The organism is Leptolyngbya sp. Heron Island J, from assembly GCF_000482245.1.
Lineage (GTDB): Bacteria > Cyanobacteriota > Cyanobacteriia > Phormidesmidales > Phormidesmidaceae > Leptothoe.
Genome location: NZ_AWNH01000090.1, coordinates 18261 through 32734, shown reverse-complemented (window position 1 = coordinate 32734; position 14474 = coordinate 18261). Strand labels below are relative to the sequence as shown.

Sequence of the window (14474 nt, the reverse complement as noted above, 5' to 3'; positions counted from 1 at the left end):
GCCACCCAGAGCACAAGGTTCAGGATACCTGATCCAGCACTAGACCGCGATAAACCTGCTCAATGGGAAAACTAAGATTGATGCTCTTTAGCTCGATCATATCGCCAGGCTTGTAATTGAGAATGATCCATTCCCCCGTCTCTTTTTGATGATACAAATCCATCTCAATCCGGGTGGAACTGACCAATAAGTAATCTTGTAAAACCGGATTGTTGCGATAGAGTCTAAACTTACCACCGCGATCGTAGGCTTCGGTACTATCGGATAACACTTCAACAATTAGACAAGGATAGGTAATGTACTGGGTTGTAGTCTGATCTCGCTCATCGCAGGTGACGCTGGCATCTGGATAGGTATAGTTGGTGGTTTCGACGATGTTAACCTTTAGGTCTGAGTTGCCAGTAATACAGCCAGTGTTTTCCAGATGAGTGTCAAATAGGCTCGTCAAGCGAATAGCGAGGCGACTATGGTTAACACTGCCGCCGCCCATGGCATAGACTTGACCGTCGATATATTCATAGTTTTCCTGTTGCTTCTCTTCCCAGACGAAGTATTCGTCGGGAGTAAGCTGAGGAGAATTATCTTTTACCGCAATCATCGTTGTTAATCAGCTTTGTCAAAACTCTACTCTTTAGGCATTGCATGCAATGCCCCTACCCTACTCTCCACTCTTCACTTTCTCCCCTTTACTGTCACTAGGTTGAGCGAAGTCGAAGCCCACTCTCTACTCTTCACCTTAACTCGTTAGACAATCTCAAAACTTACCCCATAGGTCTGTCCCAAATCACACGTATCGTGATCCACCACATTGGTATCACTCAGTTCTAAATTGTAGAAATTAATCACATCTGTCTCAAAGTAAGGCCCTGCATGCCAGGTGCCTACCTCTAACTTAATAAAACAATCCCCAGGAATTCTAAACGCCTGAATCTGTTGCAGGTCCGGCGTACTGCCCTCACAGGGGGGGGCTACTGCCATCAGCCACTCCTTCCCCTCCAACGACCCCAAACACTGCGTGCAAGCCAGATGCCGCGTAATCTGATCAAACCGCCTGCCCTTACGCTCCAACTGCATGATGTAAAAACGCGGAATCCCCGCATCTAGCTTGAGCTGAGCGTCTTCCTTATCATAAGGTTTACCATCCCACTGGGGGCTTAGCACCTGTCCAAAAGGCCGAAATGCTTCAGCAGTCAAAGGTTGGGCCTGAAGCTGTTGCAAAGTAGTTTCCATGGCGACGTAAGGGGGCAACTCCTACATTTTGCTGACAATCCCAAATTGCGTCCAGTGAAAGGACAAATTAATCCAGAGGCGGGTATCCCCTTGTGGGTGCCCCTACGAGATTTGCCCGATTGCCTACTGCCCATGTCCCGGCTTTGGCCCAAACCTTACAACACATCAAAAATGCGGCAAGGTACGTCAGAACTTATGCGATTCTGGGGAATGCACTTTTGATACATCCTCCCCTAGACCCATGGACAATAAAGCAATGCTGATGATTCCGGGACCTACGCCGGTTCCCGAGAAAGTCCTCCAAGCGATGGGCAAACATCCCATCGGCCACCGCAGCGGCGACTTTAGTAAAATCATTGGCGAAATCAACGAAGGTCTCCAATGGCTTTTCCAAACCAAGAATGAAGTCTTGACCCTGTGCGCCAGCGGTACTGGCGTTGTTGAAGCCGGTATTATCAATTTCCTCAGTGCTGGCGATAAAGTCCTCGTCGGCAGCAACGGTAAGTTTGGCGATCGCTGGGCGCAAATTTCCAAGGCCTTTGGCCTCGATGTCCAGGTCATCCAGGAAGACTGGGGTGTTCCCCTAAAGCCTGAGGATTTTGGTGCAGCCCTGGCCGCTGATACGGAAAAGGCCATCAAAGCGGTTATTGTCACCCACAGCGAAACTTCTAGCGGTGTGCTCAACCCTGTAGAAGCTATTAACGACCATGTTAAGGCCCATGGTGAAGCCATCATCATTGTGGATGCGGTTACGAGTCTGGCTTCCTACGATCTCAAGGTGGATGAGCTGGGTCTGGATGTGGTTGCCTCCGGCTCCCAGAAGGGCTTTATGATCCCCCCTGGCATGGGCTTTGTCTCGGTGAGTGAAAAAGCCTGGGCGGCCTATGAGAAGGCTACGCTGCCTAAGTTCTATATGGACCTGGGCAAATATCGTAAGTCCTTTGCTAAAAACAGCACGCCCTTTACGCCACCGGTCAATCTGTACTTTGGCCTGCAGGCGGCTCTAGAAATGATGAGGGCGGAAGGTTTAGAAAGTATCTTTGCTCGCCACGAACGTCAGAAGCAGGCATGCCGGGCGGCGATGAAGGCGTTGGGTCTACCGCTGCTTGCTCCCGACGAGTTTAGTAGCCCGGCAGTTACCTCCGTTATCCCCGGCGATGCGGTCAGTTCTGAGGATATTCGCTCGACCATGGGTAAGCAGTTTGATATTGCGATGGCGGGCGGTCAGGACCATCTAAAAGGCAAGATCTTTAGGATTGGGCATTTAGGCTTTGTGTGCGATCGCGACATTCTCACCACCATCGCCTCCCTGGAAACCACCCTACAAATCCTGGGCTACGAAGGCTTTACCCCTGGCAGCGGCGTGTCGGCAGCCAGCCAGGTATTGCGCTAGCTTCGACTTCGCTCGCTCCCTTGAGATTCCCGCTGGCTAAGCGAAGTCGAAGCCAGCGGCTATCCATCTTCTAAAAACGTAAGCTCCACCTGATCCCCTGCCTCTAATCCCAACTCCGCTGCACGACCCATACGCAGCTCGATGACATTGTCCACCAGCAGCCTACCCGGGCCATAGGTAGGGCAAGGGTCGGACTCACAGGGAGGGGCTTCAAAAATGCCCTGTACCTGGCCTTGATACAAAAACACCATATCCAGCCCCACTGGTACGTTTTTCATCCAGAAACGGGCGGGTCGTGGTGGACTAAAGGGAAATAACATCCCTCGGTTATCGGGTAGGGCTTGGCGGAACATCAGACCTAGCTGCTGCTGCTGAGGAGTTTGGGCAACTTCTAGGTTAAAGGTTTCGCCTGCGATGGTGGCTTGGGCTGTAATGGGAAGCACTTGGCCGGGTCCAGTAAGTACGATTGCATCAGAAGCAGCGTTAGCAGTAGATGTTTCAGCGGATGCTGTTGGTTCGTTGCTGCTGCAGGCTAGCAGCAGGCAGCATAGCATTAGCACCGGAAAATATCGCTTCTGAGGCCAATTGTTCACGCTGGTTTTCCTTTGCTAAACATCACGATTTTGGGTGAGTTTAGGTGGGCACCGCCCACCTACGCTTCTCGCAATACGTATCCGACGCCGCGGACGGTTTGGATTAGACGCTTTTCGCCTTTGCCGTCAATCTTTAAGCGCAGGTAGCGAATGTATACTTCAATCACGTTGGATTCGCCCATGAAGTTGTAGCCCCATACGTTTTCTAGAATTTGCTCGCGGGTCAGGACTTCGCGGGGGTGCTCCATTAAATACTTGAGCAGTTCAAATTCTTTCATGGTCAGGTCGATGACTTGGCTACCACGGGTGGCCTGACGGTTGGTAACGTTGAGGGTAAGTTCACCAAAGACGAGTTGCTCAATGCCGTGTTCGCTGGGCTGTAGATAGGCGCTGACCAGGGCGAGAAATTCGTCGCTGCGATAGGGTTTGAGAAAATAATCGTCGGCTCCAGCTTCAATGCAGGCAACCCGGTCGTCTAGATTATCGCGGGCCATGAGCAATAGCATCGGGGTGCGGTCACCTTGCGATCGCAGCTGCTGACATAGATCCAAGCCCGACTCACCCGCTAGCATGCGATTGACCACAATTAAAGCTGGATGCCGGTTACGGACTTCTTCAATGCCCGAATCGATGGTGGTAGCCACCAACGGAATGTAGCCCGACTCCCGCAGGTCATTACTGACATCATGGGCCAATTCTTCGTTAGCTTCGACTACCAAAACACAAGGTGTGGCTTCAGCAGTACTCATGGAGATCACCTCCTGATTGGGGTAACATGCAGCGCAAACTTTAGCTTAAATTCGCTCATCAGACCACCGTTTAGGCCGATTGTCTCCATCACAGTTGGGATGGCAAACCATGGTCACATAAGCAATAAAAGCCCAGATCCGCAGTTGCAATGCGTGCATCGGAACATTTGCTATACGCAAATACTAGCGCGTGCTCATCCAAACACCATAAGTTAAAGAATATATACAAACGCAAAGATAATTTATGACCGTTGGGATTTGGGTACTAGGGGATCAGCTCTGGCAGGATCAATCAGCATTGGCCAGTGAGGCAAATGCCCCCATAATTTTGATCGAGTCCCATGGGCACAGTACTAAACGGCGCTACCATCGGCAAAAGCTGGTGCTGGTCTGGTCGGCCATGCGGCACTTTGCGGCTGAGCTAGAGGCCACAGGGCGAGCCGTCACCTATGAAATTGCGGATGATTTTGTGACCCCCCTACGCCAGTGGGTTGAACAAAACCAAATTACTGAACTGCGGGTAATGGAGCCTGCCGATCGACCCTTTGCGCGTTTTCTCAATGGGTTGGACCTGTCCTGTCAGCTGACCATTGTTCCTAACAATCATTTTCTATGGTCTGTGGCCGAATTTAAGCAGTGGGCCGACGGTCGCAAAAGTTTGCTAATGGAGTCGTTTTATCGCGAAGGCCGCAAGCGCTACGGCATGCTGATGGAGGGCACTGGGAAAAAGCGGACCCCTGTCGGCGGTCAATGGAATTATGACAAAGAGAATCGTAAACCGCCTAAAAAGGGGATCAATCCACCGGTTCCCCAATGGTTTAAGCCCGATAAAATTACTCGCCAGGTGATGCAGGAGGTGGCTAAGTTAGACACCTTTGGTGATTTAGAACCGTTTGGCTGGGCTGTGACTCGCGCCCAGGCCCTGCAGGTACTTGACTACTTTATTACTGTGCGACTCAATACCTTTGGCCCCTACCAGGATGCCATGGTGACCGGGGAAGATACGCTCTGGCATGGGCTGCTCTCGCCTTACTTAAACCTAGGGCTTTTACATCCTCTGGAGGTGATCCAAGCGGTGGAGGCTGCTTATAAACAACAGGATCAACCTCTCAACAGCGTAGAAGGATTTATCCGTCAGGTTTTAGGTTGGCGAGAGTATATGCGCGGTCTCTATAGCTATGTGGATGAAGACTATCCCCAGGGGAACTATTTTGAGCACCATCAACCGCTGCCTGAGTTCTTCTGGACCGGTGATACGCCGATGAATTGTTTGCACCAGAGCATTGATCAGGTAAAACGCACTGGCTACAACCACCACATTCAAAGACTGATGATTTTAAGCAATTTTGCGCTGATTGCAGGGCTATCGCCCCAGGCGGTGGAATCTTGGTTCCATGCGGCCTTTATTGATGCCTACGATTGGGTGATGCAAACAAATGTGATTGGCATGGGGCTGTTTGCAGACGGTGGTGTGTTGGCGACTAAACCCTATGCGGCTTCGGCCAACTACATCAATCGCATGAGTGATTACTGTAAGGACTGTCAGTATCATCCTAAGCTGCGTACAGGAGAGAATGCCTGTCCCTTTAACTTTTTCTACTGGGATTTCCTAGCTCGGCATCGCGATATTTTACAGAATCAGGGGAGAATGAACTTTATTTTAAAAAACTTGGATAAAATGTCCGCTGAAGAATATGCTGAGATTCGAGAAAATGCTAGTCAATGGCATGAACAGCAGACGCCTTAGGCTTGCTTCATGGCTCCTAAATACTGGTTCTGGTTACATCAGGCAATCATAAAGAATGCTCAGAATGACGGACATGTTGGTGTATGGGAGAACGTTTTCTCCTATGATTATTGACATAGCGTAGAAAGCTCAATAACGATTCTGAGCTGAAACTCAGGGTGTAAATACAACCAAACAGCTCTTATGAGCAGGACACAAACACGTTGAGGGTGCATCTCTTTTCTTGTTTGGTTGCATTATTCTTTAATCTCTTTTTAGAGAATTGATACTGTTGTGTTGTTGCAGAGCTATAGGGCGTTTTGGCTGGTCCATGTTGCGATCGCAAGCTGTAAAGCCTCCACCACCACTGTATTCATAGACTGTTCCTTGTGAGAAGCAAATTGTTTGATTGCTTTTTTGACCTGAGGCGGCACATAAATTGTCATTTGTTCAGTTGCCATAGTTCAAAACTCTTGGTGCATATACATGGAGTCTAGAGTACTCGCCTATCTAGCAGTACGTGCAAATGGCCGATATTTGAGAGCACAAATGCGCAACTCATTTTGTTTCTCCAAATTTGTTAAGTAGCAAGCTTGGCTTTAAGCAGCTCATAAAATACTCGCGAGAGATCTCGACGTTGAACAATTCGCCGATCTTGGGGCGTATGGACAAAGGCATCGTCATAGCTCTGGGGCATGGCTTTTTTGACTAAAAATCCTAGCTGCTGTCGGGTCATCGCCTGGTCCGGCGCAAACCGTTCTCTACCGACACCGGCCACCATTCCCTGGGCTTTGAGAGTTTCTATGGCGCTGTAGGCCCAGTGTTGTCCTGGCTGTACGTCCTTAAACGAAGGCCGATCCGGTGTGGCTTTTTCTAGTCCTAAAAGACTAACCAGGGCTGTACACACCACCGCACGGCTAACGCTGCCGTAGGGCCGAAAATGTAAGTTTTTAGCATTCTCACTGGTGATGATCCCGGCGGCGGCCATTACCTGGATCGCTTCAAAATCTGGGTCGGTGTAAGATATGTCATCAAACCACACAATGGGAATCCCATTCCGGGTTAAAAAGCCTTGTAGCTTGCGCAGCAGGGCCTCATCCTTCACAATATCGCGGGGTTGTTTGCCCGTCCATATACTCAAGACTGCCAAAAAGCCGCTGGCTTCACCAATGGCCCACTCTACCGGATGCATGCGATAGGCGGCATTGGTAATGTGGGTGGTGCCAATACTTTTGGCCGATAGGACCAGGCCATCGGTATCGATGGGCACCAGGGCGGTTGCAGGTAGGGTAAAGGGCAGGGCAATCACATCTTTGCCTCTGGGGCTAACATGACCATCGACTAAATTGCCGTGCAAGTCTAGATAGTGATATTGGCCGATTCCCAACGTATCGTTAAAGGTGCGGCCGCGAGCCTGGTTAGGAAAAAAGCTAGCTGCTACGTCTTCATGGCGAATGGTGGTTAAGGCAATCCCCCGTCGGGCTTCACGGATGTAGGGTTCCAGGGCAATGCCATCCTGGGTCCAGGTCAGGTCTCCCCGAGGCTTGAGGTCGGAGGCACCATTGGTTTGCAAAAAATGGATATAGGCCTGGGCGCGAATCCGTGCTCGTTCAATCTGTTGTTGGCGTTCAGAGCGGCTTAGACCCACTAAGTAACCTGTACGATAGTCATTGCCGCAGCACTGGCCCCGTTCAGGGTGACTTGATGTTCCCCAATTGATGACGGCCACATCCCCAGGAGAAATTGTTTTCTTATTTAAAGAACGTCGTAACAATCGCCGATAGCGAAAAATGCCAAACGGATTAAAGAAATCCCGTTTTTTCCAAACGTTGTTTTTTTTGACCCAAAAATCGCCGGTAAACTCATGCAGATTGAGCCAGGGTACTCGCCCATATTCGGTGGGAGCACCAATGGGGACTCCCTTGCCAGGATAGGTGTGCTCGACCAGGACATCAAAGGTAAACGACTGTTGACACTGGGGGCGAGCATCCTCTGGCAGAATCGCCTCGCCAGTCTCGCTGCGGGCTTCTTGTCCCACCCGTGAGGGCACATTACCAATCTCTAGCAGGTCGCCGAAGTCCGTGGCTTCGATGACGACTTTGGCATAGACGGTAAATGCATGTTTGGTTTTGGTATCTTGACACATCACCCCAATAACCCGGCGCATACTCTCTTCACTGGGGGCGGCTTCAACCAATGAGGTGGGTTCAGCGTAGGGAATCAGGGTGAGTTTTCCCGATTTCAAATAGGGCAATAAGGTTTCATTTAAGGCTGTGGATGCGACGACAGGGGTGGTAGACAAGGGACAGACCCAGGAGCCGCCTGGATCATCAACAACACGTCTGGCCACTGGCTGTAGCTGTCGCTGCCGCTGCCGGAACAGATGCTGGCTTTTGGAAATAGCAAATTCTTCACCGGCTACGGTCATCAAATCGGCCTGGTGGCGTAGTAAATCCCCATCGTCAGAGGCGGGCAGAGCCTGGGCGGTAAATTGGCCACCGACCATCCGTTGGGGCTGTACTAAACAGACGTCGAGCTTAAGTTTTAGGGCGGTCAGGGCAGCGGTATAGGCAGCGGTTGAACCGCCGATGACAGCAATTGAGCAGTCATAGTTAGCACCGTCCCAGGGGCGGGTTAAAGCATCGTCACTAAGCAGGCCGTTTTGTTGATGAACCATAGGTGTCACTCCAACGATCATTCCATCATGGATCGAGGGGGACACACTCGGCTGAATTTATCCGTAGTTTTTCATAAATCGGGCGATTGATCCCGATACTGCCGTCGTCTGCCTGGGGTAGTTTTGTGCAATCTCCACAGGTGCAGTACCCTCAGATCATATAAATCCAATCATCACCATAAAAGCCATGTCTAAAAAGCCTCCTGTTATTGATATTGACCCGGCAACGCTGCTGTTTGTTGTGTGTTTGCTGATCTTGCTACCGCTTATATTTACCGGGTTTCTTTCTCAGTAAGAGCCTGGTCTAGGGCATGATCAAATGCGGCTCGTAGCTTGTGAATTACATACAGGTCTTCGCGTTCGAGTCGAGCGATGCCTTGGATGACATAGCCTTGGTAGCGTTCTGGCAGCCCTACCCGTCCCATCAGTTGTTGTAACAGTTGTTTAAGACTGGCGTATTCTGCTGCAGGCATGGGCTCGCTGTTAAGCCGTTGATCGGTAATGTGGACCTGGGTCTGGTCGGCTGATAGTACAAAGCTGTAAATCATGACGGCCTGGGCCAGGTTGATTGACGGCTGTAGCTGGCGTTGAGGAATGGTGGTCAGCAGGTCACAGGCTTCGATATCGGCAGACTTGAGCCCGGAGCGCTCTCCTCCAAAGACGATGGCGATGCGTCGTAGCCATTCGCCTTTGGCATTGAGGTAGTCTGGCAGCTCCCGCACGGAGGTGTAATGGTGTTTTTCGTAGCGGTGACGGGCGGTGGTGGCGCAGGCTAGGTCGCAGTCTGCGATCGCATCCTTTAGCTGATCATAAACCTGCGCCTGGTGCAATACATGCTGGGAACCGTGGGCCAGGGCCAGGGCTTTTTCACCCAGGTGGTCGGCTTGGGGGCGTACCAGACGCAGGCCGTTGTAGCCCATGGTGTGCATGGCACGGGCGGCTGCGCCGATATTCTCGGGTTCTTCGGGATCAACAAGGATAAAGATGATTTCCATGGGGATTTATTATATGGGGCGTTGGATGGCGATGGACGATTCAGGGCAACCACGAGGGATTGCCCCTAGGATTTATTGTCACGTTGCCAATGATTAGGTATAACTTTCGGCTTGGAGTTCGAACATTTCGGCATAGCGGCCTTGTTGGATCATTAATTGATCATGGGTACCCACTTCGGTGATCTTGCCTGCTTCTAAAACAACAATGCGGTCGGCCATGCGTACGGTGGAGAATCGATGGCTGACGAGAAAGGTCATTTTGCCCTGGGTGAGCTGGCGGAATCTTTGGAAGAGATCGTGTTCTGCGATCGCATCCACTGCGGCGGTGGGTTCATCCAAAATCAAGATTTGGGCATTGGTCATAAATGCTCGGGCTAAGCCAATCTTTTGCCACTGGCCGCCGGAGAGATCCACACCACCGGAAAACATTTTTCCTAAAATGGTCTCATAGCCGTTTTCTAGCTGTTCGATGACGGCTGTAGCTCCTGCTCCTGCGGCTGCCTGGCTCACTAAGTCGATGTCTTGCCGCTGGGGTAAATCACCAAACCCAATGTTGTCTTGGACATTGAGCGCATAGCGAGCAAAGTCCTGGAACATGATGCCAATCTGACTGCGCAGTTCCTCTAGAGAGAATCTCTTTAAAGGAATTTCGTCAATAACAATTTGACCGCGATCAATGTCGTAAAGACGGGTTAACAGTTTTAATAAGGTGGTTTTTCCTGAACCATTTAGCCCCACTAGGGCAATACACTCTCCTGGAGCTACTGTCAGGTTGATACCTTTGAGGGTAGGGTGATCTGCACCTGGATAGGTAAAGTAGACATCCTTAAATCGGAGACCCTGTCTCATGGGCATCGGAAAAGCTTTTGGTTGTTGAGGGCTAACTACCTGAGGTGAGAGATCAATCAGTTCGAAATATTGTGAGACATAGAGGTTGTACTCATAGAGTGTGGCCAGACTGAGTAATATGGACTCAATCAGTCCCTGAGCCTGTTGAAAGGCACCCGAATATAGGGTGAGGTCGCCAAGGGTGACGACACCTTGCAACGTTTGCCACAGGACTAACCCATAAGCGCCATAAAAGCCGACGCCCCCCAATAGTTCAATGGTGAGCTGAGCTAGAGACTGCTGTTTGGCTAATCGACGAGATTCTTGGTTAAACTCATGGCGAATAGTACGGTATTGCTCCACCATGTGTTCTCCCAGGTTAAACAGCCGTACCTCTTTAACGTATTTGGGATTGGTGAGAATTTCATAAAAGTAGTCTGCTAGGCGACGGGAGGGCGTCTGACGACGATTCATCCAAAATCGACGATAGGAATATCGAATACCTACCCACAAGGTGGGGAGTACGCTCACTAATAGCAAGCCGATGACGCTGGGGCTAAATCGCAGCAGCAGGGTGAGTAGCCCCACTAACCGAGTAGTTGACCCTAGCAGTCGAGATAAGATTTCAACCACCCGCAACGGATAGTTGCTGCCGCTTTGCTGAGCGCGGTTGAGGACATCATGAAATTCAGCGGATTCATAGTGGGCTAAATCGAGCTGCATTGCCTGCTGAAGCAGTTGCACATTGGCATGGAGCAAAAACTGATCGTTTAGCACCCGGCTAACGTAGGTATCTAACTGATTCAATATCTCCCGTAGCAGCAGTAGCCCAAACCCGGCGATCACTAGCCATGACAGGTCAGCCGTAAACCCAGCGACGCCATTGTCTAAACTCAACACCACCTGGTCGACGATCAGCTTGCTGATGTATAGCTGGGCCACTGGCACCAGCGCACTAACCAAGGTTAGCAAAATACTCAGCATCAGCCAGCCCGGCGACGCTGACCAAACGAGCTGGACAAGGCGAGGGGTATTGCCTAGCAGACTCAGAATTTCTTGGTAGTAGCGACGCAGGCGGGGAAGGGGATTAGGGAAGGTAGAACGCACTGGGAAAAGGACTTTTGAATTTTAGGCGCTGAATTTTGACTATGATCCTCTACTTTGGTAACACAGTTAACACAGCTAATAGTTCTAAACCTCAATTCCAAACTCCACCACTACCGACATCCCTATGCCTGAACGAGCCCCAGCTTGATGGCTTTAACGATGGCCTGGGTGCGGCTGCGAACTTTAAGCTTTTCAAAGATAGCCGTTAGATGGGCTTTGACTGTCGCCACAGTAATGTACAGCTGTTTTGCAATCATCTCATTGGAGGCACCTTGTACTAGCCAGTGTAGTACATCGCGTTCACGGTCTGTTAACCGGATGGCTTCAGCGGCTTGTAGAGGTCGGGTTGGGTTGGCATGAAACAGTCTAAAGAAACCACTGGCCAGTTCTGGGTCTAGATAAACGGCGTCCTTCAGTACGGCGCGCAGGGCATCATAGAGCTGGCTGCCTAGCTTATCCTTGGCAACATAGCCTTTGGCACCGGCCTGCATGGCTTCATAAATCCATCGATCTTCTCGATGGGCAGACAGGCTGAGGACGCGGGTATCTGCGCCTAGTGTCTTCAGCCGCTGTAGAACGTCTACACCAGTACCTTCGGCTAGCTCCATATCTAGCAGGGTAATCATCGGACTATAAGTTTCAATCATTTCAATAGCCTGGGCAACCGATTCAGCTTCTGCTACTACCTCAAAGGTGCCGGGACCATCGGTGTAAAAGCCAAGTAGGGTCCGTAGTCCTTGTCTAAACTCGGCGTTGTCGTCAACTAACAATATGGAAATGGCATCAGTCATAACGGATGCACTTTAAAAAGTGACACATATTGGTAAGTATGGTGCTATCGAGACTTTTATGCATGTGAAAGTAAATATCTAGCAAAAAAAGTGGATTAAAGCAGTTCCTGTGGCCATCACTCATGTTCCCTGGCGCGGTAAAAAGATTGAAAACTGAGCACCTCCCTGGGGAAGAGTCTCGGCTCCGATGCTGCCTTGATGGTCCAAAATGATTTTTTTTGCGATCGCAAGTCCCAAGCCAGTACCACCGGATCGCTTTGAGTAAAACGGCGTAAACAGTTCTGAAATATCGGACCCATCCAAGCCAGGGCCCTGGTCCCTAACCGAGATCAATACGGCATGCTGAGACACTTGCCAGTCGACGGTAATCGTTCCACCCTGGGGACTATAGTGAATCGCATTGTCCAGTAAGTTTTGTAAAACTTGCTCAAATTGCCAGCCATCTACGACCAAAGAAACCGATTCAACCGGCGTTACTACCCGCAGCTGTTTGTTCTCAAGCTGCGGCGTTAATAGTGTAATGACATTTTGCAATAGGACCAGCAGATTGTGGTTTTCTTTTTGAAGACAGGCTTGCCGACCGCAGTTAAGTAAATCTCCTAATTTTGTTGAGATAATCTCAGCGGTTTGGCGGATGCACTCGGCCTGCCCTTTCTGTATTTCGTTTTCAGCGCCACGGGCGATTGTTTCTGCATAAAGATGAATCAGGGACAGGGGATTGCGAAGCTGGTGATCCGCCTGTTGTAATGTCTCTTCTAGCAGTTGGATCTTGGCCTGCTGACGTTGATGCTCCTGATGAAGGGTGAGATATTGCTGAAGCAGCTGGGCGTATTCCTTAATCAAGTCTTTCTGGAAATTAGAAATATGCTCTTTTGTCCACAACAGTAGGTAGTCACATTGGGTTTCTGTCTGGCGTAAACCACATATATAAGCCCGAGACTCACTCGAACTGGCCGATAGGGGTATCAGTTCTAAAAAGGGTAAATTCTTAGTAATCCAGCGTTCTGAATCCAGATATGACGCTATAGCCTCATCTGGCGGCTTATATTGCCGATAAGTTAGCATATCATGCTGATTTGCCTGCTGATCCCAATGAACTAGCCAAACGTCTAAAACTGATAGCTGCTGGCTGAGACAATCAATCTGTGTTTGACACAGCTGGCGAATCTCAGGGGATGCTAGCTCTGACTGACAGCCCGATGTTGAATGAGGTGATATGTACATGTTTAATCCACTCCTACCTCACCCGGTAACTGTGGTGTTTACGCTGATTCTGCGGTATCTGCGCCTGTCTCTAGAATCAACATTTTTTCGTCAAGATGCAAGTCTTCAAGACAAATTTGGGTGTAAACACGCAGTCCTACAAATTCATCCAAACATGACCGTTGGCAGCCTCAATGAGGTCGATAGAGGGCCTTATACTTTCAGCTGAGTTTTGGGATTTTGGGATGTGGATAGTTGGTAGGCTTTGTTGCTATTAGACTTTTGACCAATTGGCTCAGATCCAATCAAGCCCTTACGCTATTGAACAGCGCATTTCGTTGACATGTTCGCTATCGTAGACTCGCATCCTTTGCGTGAGGGCGCGAGTCTTTTTTATCCCTACTTGATGGCTATAAAACTAGAGGGCTATGACTGGAGGTCTAGGATCAGTGGCCCAGTTTTTTTAGGGTGATTCTTACTTAAGTATGAGGTGTAGCTAAAGATACTGATCTCGGCTCAGTATGGCTTGACGCTAACTATCCGAGTCCCTGTTATTTAGTCGTCACATCCTAAGCTTTCCCGTGTGGCCACACCTGTTACCGGGTTGACGCCCTCAGCCCGCTCACATAGGTACTTGACTTGAAAACGGTCAAGAATGGTGTATGAGAAATCAGCACCTGTAATTTCGGCATCGGCAAAGGTGCTGCTGGTCATCAGGGCATCGCTGATGATGGCATTGGTTAGAGTGGAGCCTGTGAACTCCACCCGGTCGGCAAAGGATTCTGACAAGTTGGCACCGGTTAAATCGGTGTGGATGAATTTTGCTTTTGTCAAAATCGTGGCGCTTAAATTAGCGCCACGAAAGTTGGCCTCTCGTACCTCGGCGGCGGCCAAAGAGGTGCCGGTGAGATCGGCGTCTTCAAAGTTGCGGCCAGTGAGATCCGTCAGCGTGTAGTTAATAACGCCGGGCTCTGCGATCGCAACCATAGGCCCAGTGGTCAGCAGCAGTGCGATCGCAACAACCATACCCATCAGTCTGACGCTCAACCACTGCCACCTAGTCATTAACCTATCACTCCTGTCTGCCGCAGCTCTAATCATAGGCGAATTTAGCAACCGTCAGCGCTTTGGTACTCTACGGGATCAAGTGGAGCTTGCTGGACGAGCGGCCGATACAGCTGA

At 50.1% G+C, this 14474-nt stretch carries 13 protein-coding genes; 2 read left to right on the top strand and 11 right to left on the bottom strand.

What is annotated here, in order from left to right; all coding sequences use genetic code 11:
- Positions 1-19: 19 nt before the first annotated feature.
- Together N836_RS63865 and N836_RS63860 are read right to left on the bottom strand one after the other, a co-directional pair.
- Positions 20-598 (bottom strand): Uma2 family endonuclease, encoded by a 579-nt coding sequence (locus N836_RS63865; protein ID WP_023075294.1) that lies wholly within the window; start codon positions 596-598, stop codon positions 20-22.
- A 146-nt stretch (positions 599-744) separates the two neighbouring features.
- Entirely contained in the window at positions 745-1230 is a 486-nt protein-coding gene (locus N836_RS63860; protein ID WP_023075293.1) for an ureidoglycolate lyase, read from the bottom strand.
- A 241-nt stretch (positions 1231-1471) separates the two neighbouring features.
- Between N836_RS63860 and N836_RS63855 the strand changes: the two genes are divergently transcribed.
- Positions 1472-2623 carry a pyridoxal-phosphate-dependent aminotransferase family protein gene (locus N836_RS63855; RefSeq protein ID WP_023075292.1) on the top strand — a complete coding sequence of 384 codons (1152 nt, stop codon included), beginning with the start codon at positions 1472-1474 and terminating at the stop codon, positions 2621-2623.
- Positions 2624-2682: 59 nt separating this feature from the next.
- Here the strand turns inward: N836_RS63855 and N836_RS63850 are convergent, their stop codons facing one another.
- Together N836_RS63850 and nblR are read right to left on the bottom strand one after the other, a co-directional pair.
- A complete protein-coding gene (locus N836_RS63850) occupies positions 2683-3216 on the bottom strand; it encodes a DUF192 domain-containing protein (protein ID WP_031293810.1) in 534 nt (177 codons plus the stop codon).
- 59 nt (positions 3217-3275) lie between these two features.
- Entirely contained in the window at positions 3276-3965 is a 690-nt protein-coding gene (gene nblR / locus N836_RS63845) for a response regulator transcription factor NblR (RefSeq protein WP_023075290.1), read from the bottom strand.
- A gap of 244 nt (positions 3966-4209) precedes the next feature.
- Between nblR and N836_RS63840 the strand changes: the two genes are divergently transcribed.
- A complete protein-coding gene (locus N836_RS63840; RefSeq protein WP_023075289.1) occupies positions 4210-5712 on the top strand; it encodes a cryptochrome/photolyase family protein in 1503 nt (500 codons plus the stop codon).
- Between the two features lie 287 nt (positions 5713-5999).
- Here N836_RS63840 and N836_RS76745 read toward each other — a convergent pair whose 3' ends face one another.
- The 7 genes from N836_RS76745 to N836_RS63805 all read right to left on the bottom strand — a co-directional run bounded on the left by N836_RS76745 (position 6000) and on the right by N836_RS63805 (position 14357).
- The gene (locus N836_RS76745) at positions 6000-6152 is read right to left on the bottom strand and encodes a hypothetical protein (RefSeq protein WP_023075288.1); all 153 of its coding nucleotides are present in this window, start codon (positions 6150-6152) and stop codon (positions 6000-6002) included.
- A 119-nt stretch (positions 6153-6271) separates the two neighbouring features.
- Entirely contained in the window at positions 6272-8368 is a 2097-nt protein-coding gene (locus N836_RS63835) for an FAD-dependent oxidoreductase (protein ID WP_031293809.1), read from the bottom strand.
- A gap of 272 nt (positions 8369-8640) precedes the next feature.
- Positions 8641-9363, bottom strand: a complete 723-nt coding sequence (locus tag N836_RS63830; RefSeq protein WP_023075286.1) for a TrmH family RNA methyltransferase — start codon at positions 9361-9363, stop codon at positions 8641-8643.
- Between the two features lie 93 nt (positions 9364-9456).
- Positions 9457-11298, bottom strand: coding sequence for an ABC transporter ATP-binding protein (locus tag N836_RS63825; RefSeq protein ID WP_023075285.1), 1842 nt, complete (start codon positions 11296-11298; stop codon positions 9457-9459).
- A 122-nt stretch (positions 11299-11420) separates the two neighbouring features.
- Positions 11421-12089, bottom strand: coding sequence for a LuxR C-terminal-related transcriptional regulator (locus tag N836_RS63820; RefSeq protein ID WP_023075284.1), 669 nt, complete (start codon positions 12087-12089; stop codon positions 11421-11423).
- Between the two features lie 120 nt (positions 12090-12209).
- The gene (locus N836_RS63815; RefSeq protein WP_023075283.1) at positions 12210-13313 is read right to left on the bottom strand and encodes a sensor histidine kinase; all 1104 of its coding nucleotides are present in this window, start codon (positions 13311-13313) and stop codon (positions 12210-12212) included.
- A gap of 534 nt (positions 13314-13847) precedes the next feature.
- A complete protein-coding gene (locus N836_RS63805; protein WP_031293807.1) occupies positions 13848-14357 on the bottom strand; it encodes a pentapeptide repeat-containing protein in 510 nt (169 codons plus the stop codon).
- Positions 14358-14474 lie beyond the last annotated feature (117 nt).